20 protein-coding genes are annotated in these 25,444 nt (G+C 56.8%); 14 read left to right on the top strand and 6 right to left on the bottom strand.

The window, feature by feature from the left end; all coding sequences use genetic code 11:
* Positions 1-24: 24 nt before the first annotated feature.
* A complete protein-coding gene (locus tag JMN36_RS08435; protein WP_204087878.1) occupies positions 25-1,632 on the bottom strand; it encodes a succinic semialdehyde dehydrogenase in 1,608 nt (535 codons plus the stop codon).
* A 47-nt stretch (positions 1,633-1,679) separates the two neighbouring features.
* On the opposite strand from JMN36_RS08435, the gene JMN36_RS08440 reads away from it, so the two are divergent.
* The 11 genes from JMN36_RS08440 to JMN36_RS08490 all read left to right on the top strand — a co-directional run bounded on the left by JMN36_RS08440 (position 1,680) and on the right by JMN36_RS08490 (position 16,348).
* Positions 1,680-2,462 carry an SDR family oxidoreductase gene (locus JMN36_RS08440; RefSeq protein ID WP_221924214.1) on the top strand — a complete coding sequence of 261 codons (783 nt, stop codon included), beginning with the start codon at positions 1,680-1,682 and terminating at the stop codon, positions 2,460-2,462.
* Positions 2,463-2,472: 10 nt separating this feature from the next.
* Positions 2,473-4,386: a hypothetical protein gene (locus tag JMN36_RS08445; protein ID WP_221924215.1), complete on the top strand. Its 1,914-nt coding sequence runs from the start codon at positions 2,473-2,475 to the stop codon at positions 4,384-4,386.
* A gap of 130 nt (positions 4,387-4,516) precedes the next feature.
* On the top strand, positions 4,517-6,061 hold the full coding sequence (locus JMN36_RS08450) for a MurT ligase domain-containing protein (protein WP_236881769.1): 1,545 nt from the start codon (positions 4,517-4,519) through the stop codon (positions 6,059-6,061).
* The gene (locus JMN36_RS08455; RefSeq protein WP_204087875.1) at positions 6,051-6,989 is read left to right on the top strand and encodes a type 1 glutamine amidotransferase; all 939 of its coding nucleotides are present in this window, start codon (positions 6,051-6,053) and stop codon (positions 6,987-6,989) included. The genes JMN36_RS08450 and JMN36_RS08455 overlap by 11 nt, the downstream gene beginning before the upstream one ends.
* Positions 6,986-8,665: an FAD-binding oxidoreductase gene (locus tag JMN36_RS08460; protein ID WP_221924216.1), complete on the top strand. Its 1,680-nt coding sequence runs from the start codon at positions 6,986-6,988 to the stop codon at positions 8,663-8,665. Before JMN36_RS08455 ends, JMN36_RS08460 begins: the two co-directional genes overlap by 4 nt.
* A 173-nt stretch (positions 8,666-8,838) precedes the next feature.
* A complete protein-coding gene (locus JMN36_RS08465) occupies positions 8,839-10,137 on the top strand; it encodes an SAM-dependent methyltransferase (RefSeq protein WP_204087874.1) in 1,299 nt (432 codons plus the stop codon).
* Positions 10,138-10,291: 154 nt separating this feature from the next.
* Positions 10,292-11,578, top strand: coding sequence for a class I SAM-dependent methyltransferase (locus JMN36_RS08470; RefSeq protein ID WP_204088607.1), 1,287 nt, complete (start codon positions 10,292-10,294; stop codon positions 11,576-11,578).
* Positions 11,579-11,662: 84 nt separating this feature from the next.
* Positions 11,663-12,946: a tRNA guanosine(34) transglycosylase Tgt gene (tgt, locus tag JMN36_RS08475; protein ID WP_221924217.1), complete on the top strand. Its 1,284-nt coding sequence runs from the start codon at positions 11,663-11,665 to the stop codon at positions 12,944-12,946.
* 32 nt (positions 12,947-12,978) lie between these two features.
* Entirely contained in the window at positions 12,979-14,130 is a 1,152-nt protein-coding gene (locus JMN36_RS08480; protein ID WP_221924269.1) for a glutamate--tRNA ligase family protein, read from the top strand.
* Positions 14,131-14,432: 302 nt separating this feature from the next.
* Entirely contained in the window at positions 14,433-14,969 is a 537-nt protein-coding gene (locus tag JMN36_RS08485) for a gluconokinase (RefSeq protein ID WP_204087872.1), read from the top strand.
* Positions 14,969-16,348, top strand: a complete 1,380-nt coding sequence (locus tag JMN36_RS08490; protein WP_204087871.1) for a GntP family permease — start codon at positions 14,969-14,971, stop codon at positions 16,346-16,348. Before JMN36_RS08485 ends, JMN36_RS08490 begins: the two co-directional genes overlap by 1 nt.
* Positions 16,349-16,422: 74 nt before the next feature.
* Here the strand turns inward: JMN36_RS08490 and JMN36_RS08495 are convergent, their stop codons facing one another.
* Together JMN36_RS08495 and JMN36_RS10775 are read right to left on the bottom strand one after the other, a co-directional pair.
* Entirely contained in the window at positions 16,423-17,982 is a 1,560-nt protein-coding gene (locus tag JMN36_RS08495; RefSeq protein WP_236883030.1) for a BCCT family transporter, read from the bottom strand.
* A complete protein-coding gene (locus JMN36_RS10775; RefSeq protein WP_236883029.1) occupies positions 17,901-18,323 on the bottom strand; it encodes a BCCT family transporter in 423 nt (140 codons plus the stop codon). Before JMN36_RS10775 ends, JMN36_RS08495 begins: the two co-directional genes overlap by 82 nt.
* Before the next feature lie 356 nt (positions 18,324-18,679).
* On the opposite strand from JMN36_RS10775, the gene JMN36_RS08500 reads away from it, so the two are divergent.
* Entirely contained in the window at positions 18,680-20,719 is a 2,040-nt protein-coding gene (locus tag JMN36_RS08500; RefSeq protein ID WP_236883044.1) for a fructose-specific PTS transporter subunit EIIC, read from the top strand.
* 30 nt (positions 20,720-20,749) lie between these two features.
* Here the strand turns inward: JMN36_RS08500 and JMN36_RS08505 are convergent, their stop codons facing one another.
* Together JMN36_RS08505 and JMN36_RS08510 are read right to left on the bottom strand one after the other, a co-directional pair.
* Entirely contained in the window at positions 20,750-22,501 is a 1,752-nt protein-coding gene (locus JMN36_RS08505) for a hypothetical protein (RefSeq protein WP_236881771.1), read from the bottom strand.
* A 212-nt stretch (positions 22,502-22,713) separates the two neighbouring features.
* Positions 22,714-23,382 (bottom strand): LppP/LprE family lipoprotein, encoded by a 669-nt coding sequence (locus JMN36_RS08510; protein ID WP_204087868.1) that lies wholly within the window; start codon positions 23,380-23,382, stop codon positions 22,714-22,716.
* A gap of 448 nt (positions 23,383-23,830) precedes the next feature.
* On the opposite strand from JMN36_RS08510, the gene JMN36_RS08515 reads away from it, so the two are divergent.
* Positions 23,831-23,995: a hypothetical protein gene (locus tag JMN36_RS08515; RefSeq protein WP_204087867.1), complete on the top strand. Its 165-nt coding sequence runs from the start codon at positions 23,831-23,833 to the stop codon at positions 23,993-23,995.
* A gap of 66 nt (positions 23,996-24,061) precedes the next feature.
* Here the strand turns inward: JMN36_RS08515 and JMN36_RS08520 are convergent, their stop codons facing one another.
* Positions 24,062-24,211, bottom strand: a complete 150-nt coding sequence (locus JMN36_RS08520) for a hypothetical protein (protein WP_204087866.1) — start codon at positions 24,209-24,211, stop codon at positions 24,062-24,064.
* Positions 24,212-24,465: 254 nt separating this feature from the next.
* Between JMN36_RS08520 and JMN36_RS08525 the strand changes: the two genes are divergently transcribed.
* Entirely contained in the window at positions 24,466-25,440 is a 975-nt protein-coding gene (locus JMN36_RS08525) for a hypothetical protein (protein ID WP_204087865.1), read from the top strand.
* Positions 25,441-25,444 lie beyond the last annotated feature (4 nt).

The raw sequence follows: 25,444 nt of genomic DNA on the forward strand, positions 1-25,444 counted from the left end.
GGCTGTGCCGGGCCCCAGGAAAGGCTACTTCAGGAGCCGGAGTTTTTGCCCGACGCCGAGGAGCCTTCCCATGATGGCGGCATAGAGTTTCCGGCTGAGGAAACGCGGGCCGCTGACCGGCATCCCCTGCATCTCCACGATGGTGTGAGACTCCGTGTACTTCAGCAGCCCCTCCGCCCCGTGCCTGCGGGACATTCCGGAGTCTTTCACGCCGCCGAGAGGGGCGTCGACCGTCGACCATGCCGCCGCATAGCCGTCGTTAATGTTGACCGTTCCTGCCTCAACACGACGCGCAATGTTCCAAGCCGTGTCGGACGGGCCGACGACGGATGCGTTCAACCCGTAGTTCGTGTCATTTGCCCGGGCGAGCGCGTCGTCCACGGTGTTGACCTTCTCGACATAAACCACCGGGCCGAAGACTTCGTCGCGCTTGAGTCTCATGTCATCCGACACTCCCTCGACCACGGTCGGCTCGTAAAAACACGGGCCGAGATCCGGGCGAGCACGCCCACCTGCGAGGATGCGTGCACCCTTCTCGCGCGCGTCGTCGACAAAAGACTCCACCGTCGCGAGCTGCTCTTTACTGACCAAGGACCCCATGGTGACGGACCAATCGAAGCCGGCGCCGAGTTTCATGCGGTTGACTTCGGCAATGAAAGCACTGACGAAGTCGTCGTACATGTCCTGGACAACGTAGATCCTCTCGATGGACACACAGAGCTGCCCCGAGTTGGAAAAACACGCGTTCACGGCGCATGACGCCGCCCGGCGCGCGTCGGCATCTCCCGTAATGATCATGGGGTTTTTCCCGCCCAGTTCTGCGGAGAAGCCGACGAGCCGTCGCCCTACTTGTTCGCCCAGGCGCTGGCCGGTTTTCGTCGATCCGGTGAACATCAGGTAGTCGCACGCGTCGGCAATGGCGGATCCGACGACACGACCTTGGCCGGTGACGATCTGGATGACGTCGTCGGGCAGTCCGGCATCCTTGAGCAGCTGTACGCAGATGAGCGAACAAAACGGTGTATCGGAATCAGGCTTGGCCACCACCGTGTTTCCGGCGGCGATGGCCGCGAGGGCATCGGATATTCCGAGGGTGAGGGGGTAATTCCATGGGGTAATTTGCCCTACCACACCCTTCGGCGAACGATATTCGCGCGCTTTTCCGAGCACGGGAATGCCGGCTGTCCGTCGGGCGGGACGCATTAGTTTTTCGGCCGCGTTTGCGTAATAGCGGGCGTTATTCGCGACGTCCATCACCTCGTCGAAGGCGGAGGCGCGGTCCTTCCCCGTTTCCAACTGGATAATGTCGAGTAGGAGGTCACGTTTCTTCAACACGAGGTCGTGGAAGCGCGTGAGTATTCGTTTGCGCTGATCAAAGGGGGTTTCACGCCATGTTTTCTGCACCTCGCGGGCGCGTCGGAAAGCGTGAGCGACGTCGTCTGTGGTGCCGATACCCACCCAGCCGACGATTGTGCCGTCCCACGGATTCTCTACGTTGTGCCGTTTTTCGGTGTCAACACTCCCGGTGGCGGTGTTGACGGTGAGGGCACGAAGTTCCGCGGCGAGATCGTCGGGCAAAGGGCCCTCTAACAGCCGGTCCGGAAGAAACGTAGAACATTTGGGTGCAAACATATTTCGAAGTGTACGCGAGGGACGACCAAAAAGGTTAGATTGATCACATGAGTACTTCACAACGTAAAAGTATTTTTATCTCGGGCGGAGCGTCGGGCATTGGCCGTGAGGTCGCACTCCGATTCCACAAGGAAGGCTGGATTGTCGGTGTGTACGATATCGACGCCGCTGCCCTCGAGGCACTATCCCGCGATTATCCCGACATCATCACTGGTGAACTCGATGTCACCAACTACGAGCAATGGGAAGAGGCGCTGGCAGACTTCACTGCGCACACCGGTGGGCGGCTGGATGTGCTCGATAACAACGCCGGCATCATCGGCGACCACGACATCGTCGGCCAGTCCCCCGAAATCATCAAGAAACAGTGCGACATCAACTGCACCGGCGTTATTTACGGAGCACGGGCCGCACATCCGTACCTGTCACGCACACCCGGCGCGCACCTGGTCAACATGAGTTCCGCCGCGGCGCTCTACGGCCAACCGCACATCACGCCGTATTCCGCGTCCAAGTTCTTCGTCACGGGGTTCACTCAGGCGCTGGATCTTGAGTGGAGGAAAAGCAAGATCCGCGTCGTCGCTCTTCAACCGCTGTGGGCGAAAACGGCTCTTGCCGACGTCGATGCAGCGTCGACGAAGCGGCTCGGGGTGCGGATTACGCCGGAGCAGGTGGCCGAGGTTGTGTGGAAAGCTGTTCACCCAGCGAATGTCTTTGAGCGGCAGCGGCATTTTTACTCCGTGTCAGGCCTGGACCTCACATTGCGCTACCTGATCCGCCTTGTTCCGTCATTCGTTACCCGAAACGTCAACAAGTTTGTCGCCGGGTAGCATATCGGGCATGACATCGACCTCCGATCACTCCTCCACCAGCCGGGGCTCCGACGCTCGTACGTCACATTCACACGACGTCGACCCCGACCGCGGGGGAAGCAACACCGGAGGGTCGCGGTCGAACGACGGGCATCGCCGTTCCCGTAATAATTCGCGTGCGCGCCGTGAGCGACGTCGACGCCGCGCCACCTATTCCGCACAGCACGGAAATAAGCAGCAGCGCGCGAAGGAGAACTCGGGGAGCGACGCCTCGAACGCGTCCTCGGGTGGGGATAACTCCAGCTCGCAGCATGGGAGGAAGAAGAATCGCCGACGGGCCCGGCGGCGGAGTAACCGGCCGGCCGCGGCGCCCAACGCCGGACAGCGCAGTCAACAGCACGAAACGAAGGACCAACGCCCGGCGCGGCAGCCAGAACAGTCGGATTCGTCGACGCAGCCGGAACGTCGGAAGCCTTCGTCGGGCACGCAGCCATCATCCGTAACCCGGGCACCTTCACACCGAAAGTCTGAGACCCGAGCGCCCGCAACCCCAGGCCCGCATCGCACTCGCCAAGGATTGGCGGCCGAAGGCGTCATCACAAACCCGGACAAGGATAAATACAACGCCGGAAACACCCATGTGCGCTCGCCGCGGGAGCCTATCCCGTCCATCGACGACGCGCCGATGGTGGCCGTCGTACTACGCACAACTAACATCCATCCCTCAACAGGCCGCATGCTGGCCCTCGACGCAGCATTTTTCGACGCCGACGGCCTGCCCGTGTCCAACTGGCAACGAGTCTTCAACACCGACGCCGACCCCGGCCCGCTCCACCTCTTCGGCCTCGCCCCCGAGGCGTTCCGCACGGCCCCGCGCTTCAGTTCCACGCTGCGGCAAATTGATCGCGTTATCGACGGCCGCGTCCTGATCGTCCACGACACCGCCACCACCTGGGGTTTCATCGCGCAGGAGGCACGTCGAACGGTCCGTTCCGCGTCGGCAAAAAACCGTCGGCAGCGCAGGCGTCGCCATAATGGGCACGTCCCTCGCCCGGTATCGATCATCGACACACAAGCGACGGCCCGGCGGCAGGGGCTGCCCATCGCCGAAACTCGCCTGCGGGGAATTGCTGCCGCTTACAACCTTGTCGACGACACGCTCCCGGCGACCACGGTGTTAGACATGGATTCCTCGCCCGATGCGTACACGACGCTTCCCGGCGTTGGGGCGCAGGCATCTGATCGACGACGGAGCATCGACCCTCTGCAGCTTCTTCAGGCCGACGCTGTTCTGGTGGGTGAGCTGGCCATGGAACAGCTTGATCGCGCCGGGATTGAGCCCATCAACGCTGCGGCGTTTGCGTTGCACGAGGCGCGCGAGCGTCGTGGGGATAACCATGGCGACGAGGATCATGGTGGGGACCAGAGCGAGGACGAAGATCACAGCGACGAGAACGGCGTCGGCAAGAACGATAACGCGCGTCCAGGCGATGCCCCTACCCCGCTGGTGTGGGCCGATGATGACGCCTGGGACAACGTCGATAAGCGTGATCCGCATGATCTGCGGGCGGATCGAGTGGGGCTGCAGCGGTCGGCAATACGAATTGATGCGGCATTAGCCCCGGTCATTGCGCCTAATCCGGGTGCGTGGTCGCCGGGTCAGAAGCTCAAGCGCGGCATGGTTGTCACGGTCGCGCCCGAGGTCGATATGAATCCTGATGATCTGATCGAAGCAGCTGTGCGGGCTGGGCTGACTTATTCCGAAAAGCTAACCCGCGAGACGTCGTTGGTTGTGTTCAATGGCACGGGCCACGGATTAGAGCACGATGGGGCTCCTCATGAGGGGCGCGCCTTGCATGCACATCGGAAGGGTATTCCCCTGGTTCGCGACACCGAGTTTATGCGTTTGGCCGAGGAGGCTACCGACGTCAAGCAGCACTAAACCGGACAGCAATAAATGGCGCCCGACCAGCCATAACTCGCACTCTCGGCAGGGCAAGCGGCCCCGAAAAGGATTCACAGCGCTCCCGTACTGAAGTGGCATGTGTCCGGGAGCCACGTATTCTAGGACAATGACCGAAAACTCGGATTCCACTCGTTCTGGCGTACGGGAACGCGCCGTGAGCTCGCTGCACGCGTTCCGTCAGCGCGCTGACCAGATACTTCGCTCCAGCGCGGATAGTGTCAGTGACTCCCTGGAAGCTCGGATCACGAGCGTGACCAGCGATACTCCGAAGGCCCAATTAAACACTCAGGGTCGGGCTGCTCTTGCTCTTGCCGACGCAGCTACGTGGGCCTCGAAGAAAACGGGCCGTGGCTCTGGTGGGATGATCGGCGGGATGATTGCCGCAGCGATTGATCCGATGATCATGGGCCGGATCAACGCGGGCCGCCCCGTCGCGTTGGTGACAGGAACGAACGGTAAGTCCACAACGACTCGGATGCTGGCCGCTGCCGCGCGCACCGCTTTCACCACCGCGACCAATGAAGGCGGGGACAACATGGACGCGGGGGTCGTGTCCGCGTTGCGTGCAGGTGGCGATTATGACGTCGCCACGTTGGAAGTCGATGAAATGCATGTGCCGGCCATTGCCGACAAGCTCGACCCGCAGGTGCTGGTGCTGCTCAATTTGAGCCGTGACCAGCTTGATCGTGTGGGAGAGATCAACAGTATTGAGCGGGCGCTGCGGGGGGCGGTGAATAAGCATCCCGACATGACCGTGGTAGCTAACTGCGACGATGTCATGGTGACGTCGGCCGCGTGGGATAGTCCGAACGTGGTGTGGGTGTCGGCTGGTTTAGGTTGGCAGGGTGAATCAACATCGTGTCCACGTACTGGTGGCGCGATTATTCGACGCGAGGTGTCGGATACGATGGCGGCTGACTCGTCGTCGCAACCGACCAACCATGTTGAGTGGTACGCAGCGAAGTCTCTGCCCGATGGCTCCGAGTTCCGACGTCCCTCCCCGGATTATTCAATGACGCCCGACGGGCTACGTATCGATTCTGAGTCCGCGGCAAAGGCAACGGGTGTGCCGCCGGGAACCGTTCTACCCCTGACATTGTCGCTGCCGGGAGACGCGAACCGTGGCAACGCAGCCCAAGCGGTGGTGGCCGCATTGGCCTTGGGCGCGGATGTGAAGAAAGGCCTGGCAGCGACCGAAAACGTGCAGTCCGTGGCCGGCCGCTATTCCACGGTCTCGTATGCCGGGCGCGACGTTCATCTGTTGCTCGCTAAGAATCCTGCCGGTTGGCAAGAGGCGCTGAGCATGGTTGATCGGTCCGCGGATGGCCTGGTCATTGCGACAAATGGGCAGGTCGCCGACGGTGTAGACCTGTCCTGGCTATGGGACGTTCGGTTTGAGAACCTCGACGAGTTAGCGGTGGTTGCCGCCGGCGAGCGCGGTGCTGACCTGGCCGTTCGGCTGGGATACGCTGGCGTCCGCCACCAACTGGTGAAGGATGCACTGGAAGCCATCAGAACGTGCCCGCCTGGTCGGGTGGAAGTGCTGGCCAACTACACGGCCTTCCGCGACCTCAAGCGCGCCCTTGACCGCGCCGTCGCCAAGGACTCGAAGCAGAACACCGCAGACAAGGAGGACACCGATGCCCGCTAAAACCCACGCTGTGTCTTCGCCGTCAGGTTCGCGGCAGTCATCATCGCAGTTCCAGATCGGCCTGATTTTGCCCGATGTGTTGGGCACCTATGGCGACGACGGCAACGCGCTGATTGTGCGCCAACGCCTGCGTCTCCGCGGGGTGGCTGCAGAGATTGTTCCGATTCATCTTGGCGACCCCGTCCCGGACAGTTTGGATTTGTACACCGTCGGCGGTGGTGAGGATACTGCCCAGATTCTTGCTTCCGAGCATCTTCGTGCCGACGGGGGAATTATTCGCGCCGCGAACAAGGGCACCCCTATTCTTGCTATTTGCGCTGGTCTGCAGGTGTTTGGGCAATCCTTCCGGGCGTCCGGTTCCATGGTGGATGGCCTTGGACTGTTGGATGCGACGACGTCGAGTCTGAAGGTCCGCATGATCGGTGAACTTCGCTCGGAGCCGCTTCAGGCTGAGCAGCAGAGCACGACGTCGGCACGAACCGATAACTTCACGCGCGGGCTGACTGACCAACTCACTGGTTTTGCGAACCACATGGGTGCAACGATTTTGGGCCCGGATGCCCGCCCGTTGGGACGCGTGCTTCACGGGACCGGCAACTGTGACACGTATGGCGCGGAGACGGTCCACCTTGACGGCGATGACGCTGATTATCAGACCTCGGCCGAAGGTGCCGTCCAAGGATCGATTATTGCGACGTACATGCATGGACCGGCGCTAGCGCGGAATCCGCAGCTTGCCGACGTACTTATCGCTCGGGCGCTGGGTGTGGAGGTGGATGATCTCCCACCGCTGGGCGATGACATCGATCCGTCGATTCGTGGTGACCTGGATAGCCTGGATATGGGGTCGAAGCATCTCGAATTGGCTAGGGAATTAAACAATGAGGTGTCGCAGCTTCGCCGGGAGCGCATAGACTTTACGTCATGACTTTGCGTGACCATCTCCGCCCCTCTGCCCTTTTTGGCGACTCCGCCCTTGGCACGACCGCCCGATCTGCGGCGCAAGGATTATCCAGTGCCGCGGTCTCTGGGGTCTCTCGAGTGAGCAGCCATATCGGGGTTGATCCCGATGTGGTTCCGGGGCCACGGGGTGGTCTTCCTCCAGAGGAGTTAACTGCAGCGCATTGGGGTAATGGGTCCCGGCGCGTCATCGATCCCATTGGCTGGTTTGAACACCAAAAAGGTATCGATGAGCTTCAGAAATCTTTCGACGCTATTCCGTCAGAAGCGCAGGTGAGGTTGGCGAAGAAAACGTCGAACCTTTTCCGCTCTCGAACGGCAACAAAGACGCCCGGTTTGAATGTCGAGGGTCTCGGCCGGGTCATTGCCGTGGATACCGCAGCGCAGACGGCCGACGTTCAAGGCATGTGCACATATGAAAACCTTGTGGATACCTTGCTTCCGTTTGGTTTCGCGCCCTATGTTGTGCCGGAGTTGAAGACCATTACATTGGGCGGCGCTATTACCGGCATGGGTGTGGAGTCCAGCTGTTTCCGCAATGGTCTGCCCCACGAATCCGTCATCGAGATGGATATTTTGACTGGCACGGGCGATATTGTGACCTGTAGTCCCGTCGAAAATGTTGATCTTTTCCGCGCCTATCCCAATTCGTATGGTTCATTAGGGTATGCGGTTCGAATCAAAATAAAGATTGAAAAAATTAAGCCGTTCGTGGAGCTTAGGCACGTTCGCTTTCACGACCTCACTTCTATTGCCGCTGCTATTGACAGCATTGTGTCCAGCCACGAGTACGACGGCGAGCCTGTCGATTATTTAGATGGTGTGGTGTTTTCTCCTACCGAGGGCTATTTGGTCTTGGGTAGGCAATCGTCGGACGTTCCGCCTCGAGTGTCCGATTACACGCGTGAGCACATTTATTACCGTTCCTTGCAGCACCCCGAGGGCACGACTCGCGACACGCTGACCATGCACGATTACTTGTGGCGGTGGGATACGGACTGGTTCTGGTGCTCGCGTGCGTTCGGTGCGCAGAATCCCACGATCCGTCGGATGTGGCCTGATGGGCTGTTGCGGTCGTCGTTCTATTGGAAGATTGTGGGGGCCGACAAGCGGTGGGATTTGGCGGACCGGATTGAGGCTCACCATGACCGTCCCGCCCGTGAGCGCGTCGTTCAGGATGTCGAAGTGACGACGGATAAGGTGCCGGACTTCCTCGAGTGGTTCTTCCAGGCCAGCGAGATCCAGCCTGTGTGGTTGTGCCCAATCAAGCTGGCGGAGGAGTCGTCATCGTTGACGACGCGCGGCAATGTGTTGTCCTCTGATGTTGCCCTGGCTGATGGCGCTGGCTCCCATCCGTGGCCGCTGTACCCGTTGTCGGTGGGTGATGTATGGGTCAATATTGGTTTTTGGTCCTCGGTGCCGGTGGATTTGACGGATGATCCTCAGCCCGGCGCGTTTAATCGTGTTATTGAAAGAAAGATTCGTGACTTGGGCGGACATAAGTCACTCTATTCGGAGGCTTTTTATTCGGAAGAGGAATTTTCCGCGCTTTATGGCGGCAGTATTCCAAAGCTGGTGAAGAACATTTATGACCCGAACCATCGTTTCCCTGGTCTTTTCGACAAAGCAGTAGGCGGGAAATAAGCGAATTCCGCCCGACGTGGCGAGGCAAGCGCTCAGTACTACTATGGTTGTAACTATTTGCGACGCGATGACGCTACCGACATGCGAGGTCATTAGGCGAACACCTGCCGTGTAGCGCCATTGCGCCAGCCGAATACCTGAGGACGAAGAGAAAAGAGTCGGGCGCATTGAGTATGACTGTCGCAGATATCATCGCATCTATTACGAAAGGGCCGCTGCCCTTCAAGGTGGAGGCTTATGACGGAAGCTCCATTGGTTCGGGCGAAATTACTGTCCGTTTAGAAAACGAGGATGCTCTGGCCTATATCGCGACGGCACCGGGCGATTTAGGACTTGCCCGGGCTTATGTGACGGGCGCATTGACTGTTGAAGGCAAGGGATCTCATCCTGCCCACCCGTATGTCCTTTTCGACGATTTACAAAAGGCGTATTCGACCGTTTCCATCTCTAAGAATCCTCGTGTGATTGCCAAACTGATCCGCGAGTTACGCAATCATCACGCTTTCCGACGCCTCCCCATCCCCCACCAGGAAGTTATCCCTGGGTGGCACAAGGCTCTTCGGGGCGCGATGGAGGGAGTGGCGAAGTCGACTCGTCGGCACTCTAAGGCTCGCGATGCACAAGCGATTAGCCATCATTATGACGTTTCCAATAGCTTTTACGAGCATTTCTTAGGGCCATCCATGACGTACACCTGTGCGTGCTACCCCACTGAGAATGCAACATTGGAAGAGGCTCAAGAAAACAAATACCGGTTGGTGTTTGATAAGTTGCGGCTGAAAGAGGGCGATCGTCTTCTTGATGTCGGTTGTGGTTGGGGCGGAATGGTCCGCTATGCCGCCAAACGTGGTGTTCATGCGTTGGGCGTGACGCTGTCTCATGCGCAGGCTGAGTGGGCTAATGAAGAAATTAAGCGTCAGGGCCTGGAGGAATTCGCGGAGGTCCGTTACCAGGATTATCGCGATGTTCCCGAGAGCGATTTCGATGCTATTTCTGCTATCGGCATTTTGGAGCACATTGGTCCGAAGAATTATCGATCATTCTTTAGCTTCCTCTATGGCAAATTGCGGCCTGAGGGAATGATCCTTAACCACTGCATTACGCGGCCACATAACCGCCCGACGCGGACAGGCCAGTTCATTGGACGTTACATTTTCCCCGACGGCGAGCTGACCGGCGCGGGCACCATCATTACCCGCATGCAGGACGTCGGTTTTGATGTTGTTCATGAGGAAGATCTGCGGCCGCATTATGCCCACACGCTGCGTGATTGGTGCCTAAATCTGCAGAAGAATTGGGACGAGGCTAGCACGTTGGTGGAGCCCTCCACGGCGCGTTTGTTCGGTCTGTATATGGCCGGTTCCGAGTGGGGTTTCGACCACAACATCATTCAGCTCCACCAGGTGTTGGGCCAGAAACTTCCCGACGACGGGACGTGGCATCTTCCGCTGCGCCCCTGGTGGAAAGCGTAGCTAGCGGACGTAGCTATTAGTACAGTTAATCGTCATGGTGAAAATTCCCGGACTTGCCCGCCACACAACCAGCATGGTCGGTGCCGACCCGACGATCATGTCGGCGCTGCTCAGCACCCCTTTAACTAAGTTGATTCGGCCCGCATCAGATCCCATGACGGTGGGCGAGATTATCGACGCCATCGCTGACTTCCCCATTCGCGTGACCGCTTTCGACGGGTCCTCGGCTGGGGCGATGAATGGTTCGGCGACTTCGGCGGGCGCTTCCGGCGAGATGGGAATCCACATCACCAAAGACGGCTTAGCCTATATCGCGACGGCTCCCGGTGAATTAGGTCTCGCTCGTGCTTATCTAACCGATAATTTGCGGGTGAGCGGTACCCATCCTGCGAACCCCTATGACTTGTTCGGGGTATTGCGGACTGTTCGTCTAAAAAAGCTATCGCCGTCCACGGTCCGTCGGATTATTGGTTCGTTGGCGGCGATGGATGCCTTCCGGAATTTGCCTCAGCCTCCGCAGGAAATGGTGCCCTTTTGGCAGCGTGCTATTGATGGTTTGTCCCGGCATTCTCAGCAACGGGACGCAGAATCAATTAGCCACCATTATGACGTCTCGAATAGGTTTTATGAACTGTTTTTAGGGCCGTCGATGACCTATACCTGCGCTTATTATCCCGATTCCTCCGCCAGTCTAGAGGAAGCGCAAGAAAATAAATACCGCCTTGTTTTCGATAAATTACGCCTACAACCAGGGGATACACTTCTTGATGTTGGCTGCGGCTGGGGCGGAATGGTCCGCTATGCCGCCCGCCACGGAGTCAAGGCAATCGGGGCAACCTTGTCACGAGAACAAGCCGAGTGGGCTAATGAAGAGATTGCTCATCAGGGGCTTAGCGATCTCGCTGAGGTGCGGTTCCAAGACTATCGCGATATTCCGGAATCAGATTTCGATGCCATTTCAGCTATCGGCATTCTGGAACACATCGGTACCGCTAATTACCACGATTTCTTTTCATTTCTTTTCAACAAGCTTCGCCCGGGCGGATTGATACTCAACCACTGCATTACTCGCCCGATTAATGAGGCCAAGACCAATGCTGGCCCGTTCCTTGATCGATATATTTTCCCCGACGGAGAACTGCACTGTTCAGGCAATATCATTGCGAATATGCAGGGTGCAGGCTTTGAAGTGATGCACGAGGAAAACTTACGTCCTCACTACGCTCGAACCCTCAAAGCATGGTGCAACAACTTGGAAGAGAATTGGGATGCTGCCTGCGACGAAGTAAGTGAAGCTACGGCGAAGCTCTATGGGGTTTATATGGCTGGCTCCGCGTGGGGATTCGACCACAATATTGTGCAGCTGCACCAAGCCTTGGGCGTGAAGCCGCTTCAAGACGGCACGATGGCAGTTCCCGAGCGCCAATGGTGGGAGAGCTAGCAGATCCGGCGCTGACCAGAGCTGAAACGTGCCCATGCCACTGAGCTTCGTAACCATGGGCATGCCGTTGCTACTCTTGCTGTCATGACTGAATCCCCTACCGTAGCGGGCTCACGTGCCACCGATACGTCATTCGACGTCATTAATTCCGCGGGGAAAGCACGTGCCGGAGTAATCCATACTCCTCACGGCGATATTCCCACGCCAGCTTTTATTCCTGTGGCAACAAAAGCAACGGTAAAAATGCTCACTCCAGAGCAAATCAGAGCAACCGGTGCTCAAGCGATCCTCTCGAACGCTTACCACCTTTATCTTCAGCCGGGGCCTGATCTGGTCGATGAGGCCGGTGGCGTCGCCAAGTTTGAGAATTGGCATGGCCCGACATACACCGATTCTGGCGGATTTCAGGTGATGAGCTTGGGTGTCGGGTTTAAAAAGGTGTTAGCTATGGACACCAAGGATATTAAACCCGAGGATGTGAAAGCCCGTCATAAAGAGCGTTACGCTCATGTCGATGAGGATGGCGTTAATTTCCGCAGCGTTATTAATGGGTCCAAGCATCGCTTTACACCCGAAAAATCGATGCAAATCCAACATGGGTTAGGCGCCGATATTATGTTCGCGTTTGATGAGCTGACGACGCTCATGGATTCGCGGGAATATCAAGAGGAGTCGGTGGAGCGAACCCGACGGTGGGCTCAGCGGTGTCTCGAGGAACATAACCGGCTGACGGAGGCCCGCGTCGGTAAGCCACTTCAGTCCTTGTGGGGTGTGGTTCAGGGCGCTCAATATGAAGATTTACGACGCCACGCTGCGCAATCATTGGTCGATATGTCGGACCAGTTCGAGGCCGAGGGCCGACGTGGTTTCGGCGGTTTCGGGATCGGTGGTGCTCTGGAAAAAAGTGCGCTGGGAACTATCGTCGGATGGGCCACCGACGTTTTGCCAGAGAATAAACCGCGCCATTTATTAGGGATTAGCGAGCCTGATGATTTATTCACCGCAATAGAGGCAGGGGCAGATACTTTTGATTGTGTGTCCCCAACGCGGCTGGGTCGGCGCGGAGGCGTTTACACGTTAGACGGCCGATTGAGTTTGAAGACGGCACGGTTTACCCGCGATTTTCGCCCTATCGATGATGAAATAGAAGGGTACGTTAGCCAGTATTCTCGCGCGTATATTCACCATTTGCTCAAAGCTAAAGAGTTTTTAGCGGGCACTCTGTGCAGTATTCACAACATTCAATTCATTGTTTCGCTGGTGCATAATGCGCGGCAGGCTCTTATCGAAGGCCGTTTTTATGAATATCGCGATGAATTTCTCGGTCGGTATTATGCCAATGGTGGGCGCGCACCAGAGTGGAAATAGTGGAGAGCGGACATAGCGGATACACAGTGGGTATAGCACGGGAAAACACGCAAGCGCCGGGGGTCGGCTCAACACCCGAGGCGCACTCAACACCTGGAGCGGGGCGTTTCGCCCCCAGCCCGTCCGGGGATTTTCACCTCGGGAACCTGCGTACATACACCCTGGCCTGGCTTTTCGCACGCTCAACGGGTCGGCGCATGTTGTACCGCATCGAGGACATCGACCAGCAACGCTCCCACGACAGTGCCGCACTCGACCAGATGGAGGATCTCGCCTCCTTCGGCATGGATTGGGACGGCGAGCCCATCAAACAATCTGATCGCTTTCCTCTTTACGACGATGCCCTCCACTGGCTAGCCGAACACGGTTGGGTTTACGAATGCTACTGCTCGCGGAAAGACATACGGGAAGCATCGCGCGCGCCACATGTGGCACCCGGAATGTACCCCGGGACCTGCAGAAACCTCACCGACGAACAACGCCACGAGCAGCGCGCCAAACTTGCTGAACAAGGGCGAAAACCTGCAATTCGTTTCAACGCCCACGCAGCGTACGAGGCCGTCGCGGATAATGACCCCACCGCGAACGGTAGCCACACCACCCCAGGGCTCTGGACTATTCACGAAGATTTCGCCACGTCCGGGCAGCAATCCGAGTCCGCGCCACCTTCCGAGTCCACGCCTTCTAGCGTTCCAAACACCTATTCAGGCCCGGTCGATGACATTGTCCTTCATCGGGGGGACGGCAATTGGGCGTACAATCTCGCCGTCGTCGTCGATGACCTCACCATGGGCGTCGACCAGATCACGCGTGGCGATGATCTTCTCTCCTCCGCGCCCGCCCAAAACTTCCTGGCCACGGCTTTGCACCCGTGGGCTACTCACGCCTCCGCCACTACCTCCGCCACGCCGGCTGTTCATCCCACGCGCTGGAGGTACAACCACGTGCCTCTCGTCGTCACTAAGCAAGAAATGAAAGGCCATGAAAACACCAATCGCCAGCTCAAACGCTTAGCCAAACGCGACGGTGCGGTCACGGTACGTGAGCTTGGCCACGACACAGCATGGGCGTGGGTGGCGCAGTCCCTCGGCCACTCGGAGTATGCGTCGGCACCCGAACTTCTGCAGGTCATCGACCTCGAAGCGATGTCGCATGAGCCCGTCGTCTGGACGCCTCCGCAATAAGACAGCAGCAATAAGGCAGCAATAAGGTTCACACCTACCTCGCCGTCGGTAAAGCCGGTATAGGCGGTATAGCCGGTAAAGAACGCGGCAACAGCGGGGGTAACCGTCGTGACTGTATGACCGTCGTTCACGTGCATGATTTACCGCTCATCCTGTCGAATGAGCCAATGTCGGAGGTGAAAATGCGGAAGGAACCTCCAGCCATGCGTGGGTTATGTCCGGTTCATGAGTACGGTTAGGTGTGATCCTTGGCTCCTACGCGGCATTAAGTGAGCCGAACCACATATCGACAAGGAACGACTATGGACCTTTCAGCGCCTCTCCATATTGTCGTCATGGGGGTTAGTGGCAGTGGGAAAACGTCCGTTGCCCAGCATCTCCATGATTCGACCGGCTTCCCCTACGCGGAGGCCGATGATTTTCACCCGCAATCAAATATCCAGAAGATGGAATCTGGAATCCCGCTTACCGACGACGACCGCTGGCCGTGGCTGCGTGCCCTCCGGGATTGGATGTCTGAGCACGGCGACGCCGGCGAGTCAACCGTCGTGACCTGCTCTGCCCTGAAACGCGCTTACCGTGACCTGCTGAGCGAGGCCCACGGCAATGTGCTCTTCGTGCACCTCGATGGCCCGATGGAACTCATTGCGAACAGGATGGAATTGCGGTCGGGCCACTTTATGCCCCGCTCGCTGTTGCCCTCGCAGTTCGACACGCTGGAAACGCTGGAGGGTGACGAAAACGGGATCACCCTCGACATTTCTCAAACTATTGAGGAACTGGATAAACAGGTGCTGGCCATTGCCCAGCGAAGTGCCGACGCCGGAGGTCACGAGTGATGCTCACTCCGCTTGCAGCTGACTCCACCGTCACTGTGCATGCCTCCCATGGGCAGCTCATCATGGCAGCGTGCGTGAGCATCGCGCTCATTATTGTGCTGATCACGTGGCTGAAACTGCACCCGTTCTTGTCGCTGCTGGTCGGCTCTGGGGCGCTGGCGCTCCTGGCGGGCATCACGCTGACCGATACGTTTACCGCTTTTTCATCGGGAATGGGGTCGACGGTCGGCGGCGTCGGGGTCCTGATCGCGCTCGGTGCGATTATTGGCGCGCTGCTGGTTGAGACCGGCGCGGCGGACGAAATTGTTGACACATTCCTCGAACACACCTCTGAGCACCGCCTCCCCTGGGTCATGGCGACGCTGGCGTTCCTGATTGGTATTCCGCTGTTCTTCGAGGTCGGCCTGGTTCTGCTCATCCCCGTGGTGATGCTTGTGGCGCGGCGTGTTCACGCCGCGGTGGTGCTATTGGGCATCCCCGCCCTTGCCGGGTTATCGGCTTTGCACGGTTTGATCCCACCACACCCTGGCCCCCTTATCGCCATCGATTCGCTGTCCGCTAACCTCGGACTGACTTTAGGCCTCGGGCTGATCGTCGCCATCCCGACGGTCATTATCTCTGGCCCCATTTCCGCGCGGTTCATGGCGAAGTGGGTTCCTGTGCCGGCGCCGGACACGTTCGACACGGATAAAAACATTCCGCGCGAGTCCCGCCCCTCGTTTGGCGTCGGTATCTCCGTTATTCTGCTTCCCGTTGTGTTGATGCTGGCAAGGACTGTCGAGGAAACCATCGGCATCGACAAAGGAAGCGCTTTTGGCAATGCCCTCGACTTTGTCGGCGAGCCGCTGGTTGCTCTGCTCATTACGACGTTTTACGCGATGATCATGCTGGGGCTGCGCACCGGACATTCGTTGAAGGAAACATCCGACGTCGCCGGCGGTTCCTTTGGTCCTATCGCGGGGATTCTTTTGATCGTGGGGGCCGGTGGCGGTTTCAAAGAAACGCTGGTGGAGACGGGTGTGGCGACGGTTATTGGGGATTGGATCCACGGTGTGGGGCTGTCCCCCATCCTGGCCGGGTGGCTCGTTGCCGTGGCGATTCGGTTAGCTACCGGTTCCGCGACAGTGTCGACGATTACTACCGCCGGGATCATGGCCCCCGCGGCCGCCAACCTGACCGACACGCACACGGCCCTGCTCGTGCTAGCGATTGGCGTCGGCTCGGTGTTCCTCTCACACGTCAACGACGCCGGGTTCTGGCTGGTCAAAGAGTACTTCGGGATGACTGTGGGGCAGACATTCAAAACCTGGTCCCTTATGGAGACGATTCTGTCCGTGACGGGGCTGGTTTCGATTATGCTGCTCAGCCTCGTTATTTGACGTTATGTGGCCTCGGCGATTTTGCGTTTTCGCCGGGGTTATTTTCTCCCCGGCGTTTTCCCGTCTCATCGGTGTTATTCCTTCTCCTCATCGGTGCGCGCACCCCGATGATCGACGTACCAGTCCGTCAAGGACGGATCATCACTACGGAACTCGGCACCCGCGCCCTGCTCCGACGGAACACGCGAGGTACCGAACACGAAATCATCCCCATACATGTCAATGCCGCGATGCACGCCACGGGAAATGGCTTCGCGGGCATAAGTGCGTCGAATCATGTACGGATCCTGACGTAGGTCCTTCGCCCACGCAATCATGATCCCGATGACAATGAACACGAACGGGAACGCACTGGTCACCATGATTGATTGCAGCCCCGACAACGCATCTTGGCCACCGGCCAGCAACAAGAAAATCGCGATGAGCCCAAGGGTAACGCCCCACATGATCGTGATCGGAGTGGACGGCAAGGCTCGCCCCGACTGAGACATCGACCCCACCACGTTGGTGGCGGAATCAGCAGCCGTCGTAAAGAAGATCACCACTGCAATAAGAACAACGGTCGATGTTATGGGCGTCAAAGGAAGATTATCCAGCAGATCAAACATCACGTTTTCGCCGGAGCCTTTAACCTCAAGACCAGGGTCTTTCATATTCATCCACATGGCGGTGCCACCGTAAATCGTGTACCACACGGTGGAAATGAGAGCGGGAACAAAGATCACCACAGTGGTGAATTGGCGCAGTGTGCGCCCTTTCGAGATCTTCGCAATAAACATTCCGACGAATGGCGACCATGACACCCACCATGCCCAATACATCGTGGTCCACGACGTCAAGAATTCCTTCTCAGCATCGCCTTGGCTCGGTGAGATGGACATCATCGCCATGAAGTTTTGGAACAGCGCGTAAATAGACGTCGGGAACAGATCTAGAATGAACAAGGTGGGGCCGGTGATTAATGCGAAAGCAGCCAATGCCACCACAATGATCATGTTTGCGTTCGATAGCATCCGAATTCCGCGTTTAATTCCGCTTACTGCAGAGAAAATAAACACCACAGTAAGAAGAACCATCGCTCCGACTAGGAAAGCATTTCCGTGAATCTCTTTCCCAGTTAATAGAGACGTTCCTGTGCGGATTTGTAGGGCACCGATGCCGAGAGAAATCGCCGTTCCAAAAAGAGTGACAAGAACGGCAAAAATATCAATAATTCCGCCCAGAATTTTGTGCGTTCCGTCGGGGAAAACAGGCTCAAAAATGGAGGAAATGAGTGGGAGGCGACCGCGTCGGTACGACGAGTACGCAATAGCGCCACCGACGAAAGCATAAATCGCCCACGCCAAACTGGCCTGGTGCAGGATCGTCGTGGACATCGACGGCAACACCGCAGCCATCGTGCCAGCCTTCGCGTCGGTGGCCGGGGTCGGATCGAGCAGGTGCGTCAGGGGTTCCAATGGCCCATAAAACACCAAGCCGATGCCGAGGCCCGCAGCAAATAACATGGCGATCCATGACCCGGTGGAATAATCCGGGCGGGAATCGTCGGCACCTAATTTGATATTCCCGGTGGGGCCATATCCTGGATCAGCATGAAAAGGAGGACCGCAATCATGAGGCCACCCAACAGCCATGTGAAGTGAGTGGTGATCCATTCTTGCATGTCAGCGCCGACGACGCTGATGCTCTCCGGCGCGACAGCTGCCCATACCACCACCGCCACGGCCACGGCCACGGCCACGGTGAGCGCAACAACGAACACGGTTTTATTGGTGGGGAATTTCCTGTCCGTGTCTTCGACGCTGAGGCCGGGGATGAGTCCTGGGTGCAGCCGCGGTTCTGGGTTGACGGCTCGTTTTAGCGCCTGACCGACCTGTTGTGGGGTGCCACGGCGCGGATGCGGTGATCCTGCGGAGTGCTGGTGGGGTGAGGAACCGGTCTGATCCGGCGGGAAGCTATGAGATGAGGCTGGCACCGTGTGAGCCCTTCGTAGTTCGACGGAGGAGTAGCCCTCCCTTGCCACCTATTAACGGTATAGCTATTGGCGTCTTAAGTCAGTTTTCTATGCGATATGTATAGCGACTTTCTCGCCAATATGTATAGCGCTCGAATCGAGTACGCATATTGGTCGAGCCGGCCGGAGTTTCTCAAACTAGAGTCGTTCTCATGAGTACAGATGGAAATAGTGATCCGTCATTAGGGGGAACGGCCGCTGTTGACGGGGCGAGCACTGTTAACGAGACAAAGGCCATTGACGGGGAGAACCCCACGGTCGCGGGGTCAACGATCCTGGCGATTACTGCATGCCCGACGGGTATCGCGCACACGTATATGGCCGCGGAGAAACTCGAGGCTGCCGCCAAGGAGAGCGGTGCGACGATCAAGGTGGAAACTCACGGCTCGATCGGCGTCGATAATGCTTTTTCTCATGCGGATATTGCCGGGGCGGATGCCGTGGTTATTGCGGCGGACATTCCAATCGACAAAGAGCGATTTGTTAATAAACGGCTGGTGATAACCGGCGTTGATGCCGCAATCAGCAATCCTGATGATCTTCTTCGGCGCGCGCTGGTCGCTCCGCGGTGGGGGCAGTCGCATCGGAACGGAAAACCGGATCACGACGGTGACCGTGAAGCTTTCGGGAGCAGCCTCTCCCCCAACACAGATGGAGCGTCGATGAACGGATCGACGAACGACGGATCATCATTAAACCCGGCGACAGTGATCTATCGAGCCTTGATGGCTGGAGTATCACGCATGATCCCCTTCGTGGTGACGGGCGGGTTGCTCATCGCGGTGGCGTTGTCCTTAGGTGGCCACCCGACATCGGAAGGAATGCAAATACCAAAGGATAGCTTTTGGTACGACATTAATCAGCTGGGCACACTAGCGTTCAGCCTGATGGTGCCGGTGTTATCGGCCTATATCGCGGAGGGCATTGCGGACCGGTCCGCGTTGGCGCCCGGTTTTATTACCGGCATGGTCGCTGTAACCGGTTCGCTGTATGGTTCTGAGGCAGGCACTGGATTTATTGGTGGCATTGTCACGGGTATTTTGTCCGGTTACGTAGCATTGGCTATTCGAAAGATTCCCGTTAATAAATATGTGGCCCCTATTTGGCCGATTATTGTCATTCCGATTGTGACCACGCTCATTGTCGGTCTGCTTGTTATTTATGTCGTCGGCGCACCGATTGCATCGCTTTTTGACGCTCTGACGCACTGGCTGGCCAGCATGAATGGGACGTCGTCTGTGGTGCTGGGTGCTGTCTTGGGCGCAATGATCGCTTTTGACATGGGTGGCCCGTTTAATAAAACGGCGTTTCTTTTCGGCGGTGGCTTAATTGCTGCCGGCAATGCTGCACCTATGGGGATGAACGCGGCGGCTATTGCGGTCCCGCCGCTGGCGATGGGCGTTATTACTTTTATTCGCCGTCAATGGTTTACTAAACCTGAAAAAGATGCTGGCATAGCTGCCCTAATCATGGGATGTTTTGGTATTACCGAGGGCGCTATTCCTTTTGCAGCGGCTCGCCCGTTTCAGGTTATTCCGGCCAATGTTATTGGTGGAGCCGTGGCCGGTGCGCTCGCCGGTTTATGGGGTGTGAAAGATAACGTCATGCACGGCGGGCCGATTGTTGCCGTGCTGGGTGCTATCGACGGCGTTGCGTGGTTCTTCCTCGCCGTGCTTGCTGGTATCGCAACGACGGTCGCTGTCATGATGGGGCTGACGCGAATAAGTATGTCCCGGAGTAAGAATTCGCCGACGTCCACGTCTAACGCGAGTGATGCTGGTGCTGCTCCTGATCCTTCTAATGATGCTTCTAACCCGCGGGACACTGGCGCTGTTAGCACCTCTGAACCTGCCGGGACTGTTTCCGGCACCAAGCGCGCTGAGGAGCCAGATGCTCCTCACATTATCGACGAAACACTCGTTGTCCTGGACGATAATGCTCCTTCTGGAAACCGCGAAGACGTTATTCGTGGTTTGGTAGACCACGCTGTGTCGGCCGGCCGAATTACCGATGGTGAAGCAGTAATCCAGGCAGCGCTGGCTCGCGAAGAGCAATCAACGACGGCCGTGGGAAATGAAGTTGCGATTCCTCATGCGCGGGTAGCTGGCGTCACAACGCCGACGGTGTTGTTCGCCCGGATTCCGGGGGACGGCGTCGACTGGAACAGCCCGGATAACACGACCGTGCGTTTTGTGTTCCTCATTGCGGTTCCTGAAGGAGCGAATAAGAAACACATGAAGATTCTCGCCCAGCTGGCCCGTGCCCTGATGAGAGACAATTTCTGCACTCGCCTCCGGGAAGCGGCAACGCGCACTGAGATTGTCGACGCTGTCCGGGAGGCCGTGGGAAACTTATAAACACCGATAAGTAATAGGAAGGATCCGACTCTAGCTCACCGATGTGAGTGTTGCCACGGCCCCGGGAGCCGGTACCGCCACATCCTTCACTGGTGAATTAATAATCTGGAATTCACTCGGCGTAACCCGCGCAAATATTTGGTGCGGGTCTTCGCCCTTGAGATATGTGTCCAGAAAACTCTTCAACTCGGGGTCGTGTTCGGCGGCTTGTTTTGTTTCCTGCGGAACACGTAGTGCTGCCACGTAATTTCGTGGGATCCCTTCGACCAACCCAGCAGGCCTGCTTCCGAATTCTCCTTCACCTGGCAACACACGCTGCGATAAAGGAGTTCCTAAACGGCCATCTATGGTCTCTAGGAGCAGCGGATACTTCTTACCATTAACCGTCACGGTGATGTCATGCTTCTCACTTGCGTAGGCGAAGTGATCGATGCTTAATGACGCATTGTCGGTTACTTTCCCCTCGTAACTAAAGGGAGATTCGTCAGCCAATGTATCTTTGCTTCGATCAGCGGAGGAGTTTTCAAGTTTCCTCCCCTCTAGCGGTAAACCAGTTGCGGTGAAGGCCCAGTTTTTATCGTCAAGAGCCTTATGCCAATAACCCGATTCACCATCCAAATTCGTGCCCTCTACCCTGAGTTCACGGTTCGTCGAGCCAGGTGCTGTCGTGTGAATAGAAATCCTGCTCGTGATCGTGCCAGGAATTTTTGGCTGGTGAGTCCAATCCTGCCCTTCAATCGCTATCGGGGCTGTGTTGTTATCCAATCGCTGTTGGAGGGCATTAGTTGCCGACGGCCGCTCGTCCGGATTATTGGGATCGTTCCATTGGTAGCGGAATTGAGCTGGGTCAGCACCGCGAACGTCATAGTCGGACAATTTCGTGTACATATCACCGTATTTATTGGTGATAAAGATGACCGATCCTGACGCTGACACCGATTCGGCCTGGAAACGCGAATTAAATGGCGTACCGATTTCATAGGAGTAATCCCGCGCAAGCCACGGATCAAGGCTGTAAAGATGCGACCCGTCCTGGCCGAGTGCGACTACTTGTGTGACTTTTGCGTACGAGATCGGCTGTTCTTTACCGTCGGGCGTGGAATATGTTTTATCCACATTGTTGTCGATCAGAGTAAACGACCATTTGCCTTCCTCAGTGGTGGGCGATTGCAATCCTTTACCCAACCACACAGGCCCTCCCCAGGCTCTGATCCAACCCCATCGTGTCGGGCTCGAAAGCAAATTACTCAGCGTGTACATCCAGCCATCTTTATCCAGCGCGATGAGAGAATCACCGTTGATGGACATGCTGACAATGTTTCCATCCAAACAATCGGGGGTCGGAAGATGCCGCCATTGCTCTTCTCCACGATGACGAACCACCAATGATCCCTCATGGAGTGCAACATCAATTTTTTCGTTGAAACCTTGGTGATTGTCTCGTAAATCAATACGTTCCGGCAGGCCTTTATCATTTGCGACGGGTAAGGCATCATAACCATCATCACCAAAATCAGGCGCGACTAGCCCGAGAGGAAATTGTCCATTCCCTTTACTGATATCACCGAGATAAGGGACGCACATCGCATTCGGCTGTGAAGACGCCGGAATATCAGGCTGCGGAGAATCGCTCGGCGCACCATTGGCGACGGCGACGCTAGCCAGCGGAATAGAGAGCGTAACAATAGCGGCGGAAATGAAACGCGAATGCGATAACTTACGTACATGTCGCGATTTATGAGCGTGTGGGGAATACTGTCGGACGTTATCTCGGTGGTGCATGGCAACCCGCCTTTGTTTCAGATGTGTGACAACGCGGCGGTAATGTAGCCCAACTTGTGGGGATTATTGACCGCCGAATACAGCTCTGCTGTTTAAAATCTTAGTTTCTGTGGCTGTTTCCCAGCGGCCATTAGATGTTTAGATCGATAACGCGATCCCCCGGTTTACCCCCGGCGTAATTACGTATAACGCCGGGAGGTTTCACACACGTTTTAGTCTGGCGGTAATTCACCTTCCATAACGACGGATTCGGATTGATCATCCCACCGGAACGTGGCGACTGACCGTCCCGTTGGTGCTGCCTGAGGCTCCCCTGGTTTAGGCCAGTCCCAAGTCACATTGATCGTTGAATCATCAATGCGCCGAATATACGGCGGGTATGTCGGCTCCTGAGACACAGTTTTAATGAATCGTCCGTTGTGGAACAGCATGGTCTGCGTAGGCGGATTGCCGTCAACAATATACGTGGGAACTAACACTGCCCAGGACAACGCCGCACACGGCTGATTTTCAAGGAAAGAGGAGAGATCAATATCCCATTCTCCCGACGAAGGTGGAGGAACCTCGGCCGCGTGGTCTTGATACTCCCGTGCCGCAATATTGTCGGTGCAACTCTCCTGAGGTTTTCCCTGCTGAACGGCAGTTTTTCCGTCGCTATCTGCATCTTGTTCGTCAGATTCCACGATGGCACTACTACTGTCCGCTGACGCTAGTTCACTTTCAGAACTCGGAGTAGCGGTAGAGGACTTCGTTACCACGGATGTCGGCTGGCCAGTGGCCTGCGAGTTGTCGTTATCACCGCTCTGGTTGCATCCAGCTAGCACGACCACGCTGGCTAGTAACGCAATGCCGTTGGCTGCGTGAGACGATGACGCTTTCATGCTTGTTCGACCTCTCATCACCGCATGGTGGGATTAAATGCGTATTAAAATTGAACACGCACTCCCTAGCATACGTGAAGCCCCCATTGTCGGCATCACGAATAGATGACAAGCAAATAACAAAATATTTTCTTTTAGGACACCTATACAGAATGTAATGCCAACAGCCCTCCTCAACGTTTTAATAAATAAAGGAGGCTGAAAAATATGAACGAACAACAATGGGGACAAGAGCACCACGACGAAACGTGGGGAGACAGAGAGAACCAGAACGATAACAACCCTCAAAACAACAACGCACCCGACGGCCAGAACAACGCACCCAATGAGCAGGCCACTCAGAACAATGGGCAGTGGGGTGCTGAGACGCAGGGGGACACACAACCCACGACGGCCTTTCCCCCTCAAGGTTTTAATGGGCCACAGGGTTTTAACGGGCCACCACCTAATGGCCAATTCAACTACCCTCCAACGCCCGGAAACCGCCCATGGCCCGGGAATCACCCCCAGTCTGTCAACCAGCCCTGGCCGGGGAACCAAGCACAATTCGGAAATCAGCCGTGGCCCGGAAACCAACCTGGACCTGGACCGGTCGAATACCCCGGAGCGGTAAATCAACCGTGGTCTGGAAATCAACCACAGTTTGTTAATCAACAACAGGGGAACCAGCCCTGGCCACCTAATCAACCCTGGCCCGGAAACCAACCACCGCAACAGTTTTCGCAGCCCGCACAGCCTCAACAGCAGCCACCACAAGAACCGCCACAGCAAGGTCCACAACCGACGCCACGGAGGGGCGAAGAAGACAAGCGCCGCTCTCAATTCCCACGTCCGTCGATTGAGCGTCTTACGTCCGAAGGTCAATCTGGCTGGGGGCCCCACCACTCCTCCGATGGAGGAGCTAGCGGATCAATCGGCCCGCACCAACCAGCACCGCATCATCCCGTCAGCCCCAACTATGACGGAGGGGCATCGGCAGCAGGTACACCACCCGGCGGGCACGGCACTATCACAGGGCCTCACCCCACAGCGCCTGATCCGATGAGTGGCTCGCACGCTGTTACCGCAGGACCACCCCACCCCGTGAGCGGTTCTCAAGTTTTCACCGCAGGGCCACCAGATCCAGTGAGTGGCTCACACGCGATTACAGCGGGCGGAAGCAAAGTCGCTGCGGGTAGCGCCAGTAAAAGTGGAGCTGCCGGCGTCTTGACATCAACAAAAGGCCTCATCGGCGCGGCAATCCTTGGCGGTGGAGCGATAGTGGGTGGCGGCGTGGCCTACAACCACTACACCACCGATGACAATTCCAGTGAACCCACAACGTACTTACATTTATTCGAGGGTATGCCCGGCGGAAAAGATGTTCTTGCTGGTGGCGATGGGGTGTCTTTCCGCCTCGCTGACACCAAATTCAATTGCTATATCGGTTTTTCAGCGAACATGATGAACATGCTGAGCTGCTTCCAATCCGAAGAATATGATCCCGATCGCGGTACAGAATCGGCAGCGAATCCTGACCAAAAGTTCGTTTATTCTGACCAGGAATTCAAAGACGATGGTGACTTTTTCAACAATGGTGGGATCCTCCACTCAGGAGAAAAAACCCGCTTCCATGACACCGCATGCGGAGTATTTGAGGATAAAAAAGCGACATGCATCGTCGATAATAACCGCGTCGATTTCACTGATCAGGGTTACACCATTACCAAACGTAGAGGTGACGGCACAGGCGTTGTCGGATCTAAATGCGGAGACGTCGAGGCACAACTCTCCCTATACAATGACAAAACCATAAAAGCACCCGTACTCGTTCACCAAGGTGATGTGGATTGTTCACATGCTCTTGAAGCAATGCAGAGTTACGTTGGGGCCAGGGATTTTGGAAACGCTTCAGGCAAGGGTGAAGATTCATCCGGCCCAGATAAAAACGGTTGGACGTGTAAAACCAGTGTGGTGGGATACGACGAGGAGGAAACTCCAACTGCAATCCCCGGTATTGCCTACTGCACAGACAGCGACGAAAACACTGTGTATACGCCGTCGCAGTATTACTACTAACAGT

This window comes from Corynebacterium pseudokroppenstedtii, assembly GCF_019754945.1.
In the GTDB taxonomy this organism is placed as follows: Bacteria; Actinomycetota; Actinomycetes; order Mycobacteriales; family Mycobacteriaceae; genus Corynebacterium; species Corynebacterium pseudokroppenstedtii.

Coding starts and splice junctions, on each gene's coding strand:
- JMN36_RS08515 (WP_204087867.1), top strand. CDS start 23,831: ATGGCCAATTCAACTACCCTCCAACGCCCGGAAACCGCCCATGGCCCG.
- JMN36_RS08460 (WP_221924216.1), top strand. CDS start 6,986: ATGACTTTGCGTGACCATCTCCGCCCCTCTGCCCTTTTTGGCGACTCC.
- JMN36_RS08435 (WP_204087878.1), bottom strand. CDS start 1,632: ATGTTTGCACCCAAATGTTCTACGTTTCTTCCGGACCGGCTGTTAGAG.
- JMN36_RS08465 (WP_204087874.1), top strand. CDS start 8,839: ATGACTGTCGCAGATATCATCGCATCTATTACGAAAGGGCCGCTGCCC.
- JMN36_RS08440 (WP_221924214.1), top strand. CDS start 1,680: ATGAGTACTTCACAACGTAAAAGTATTTTTATCTCGGGCGGAGCGTCG.
- JMN36_RS08495 (WP_236883030.1), bottom strand. CDS start 17,982: ATGGCTGTTGGGTGGCCTCATGATTGCGGTCCTCCTTTTCATGCTGAT.
- JMN36_RS08450 (WP_236881769.1), top strand. CDS start 4,517: ATGACCGAAAACTCGGATTCCACTCGTTCTGGCGTACGGGAACGCGCC.
- JMN36_RS08455 (WP_204087875.1), top strand. CDS start 6,051: ATGCCCGCTAAAACCCACGCTGTGTCTTCGCCGTCAGGTTCGCGGCAG.
- JMN36_RS08485 (WP_204087872.1), top strand. CDS start 14,433: ATGGACCTTTCAGCGCCTCTCCATATTGTCGTCATGGGGGTTAGTGGC.
- JMN36_RS08470 (WP_204088607.1), top strand. CDS start 10,292: ATGACGGTGGGCGAGATTATCGACGCCATCGCTGACTTCCCCATTCGC.
- JMN36_RS08490 (WP_204087871.1), top strand. CDS start 14,969: ATGCTCACTCCGCTTGCAGCTGACTCCACCGTCACTGTGCATGCCTCC.
- JMN36_RS08445 (WP_221924215.1), top strand. CDS start 2,473: ATGACATCGACCTCCGATCACTCCTCCACCAGCCGGGGCTCCGACGCT.
- JMN36_RS08510 (WP_204087868.1), bottom strand. CDS start 23,382: ATGAAAGCGTCATCGTCTCACGCAGCCAACGGCATTGCGTTACTAGCC.
- tgt (WP_221924217.1), top strand. CDS start 11,663: ATGACTGAATCCCCTACCGTAGCGGGCTCACGTGCCACCGATACGTCA.
- JMN36_RS08505 (WP_236881771.1), bottom strand. CDS start 22,501: ATGCACCACCGAGATAACGTCCGACAGTATTCCCCACACGCTCATAAA.
- JMN36_RS08500 (WP_236883044.1), top strand. CDS start 18,680: ATGGCCGCGGAGAAACTCGAGGCTGCCGCCAAGGAGAGCGGTGCGACG.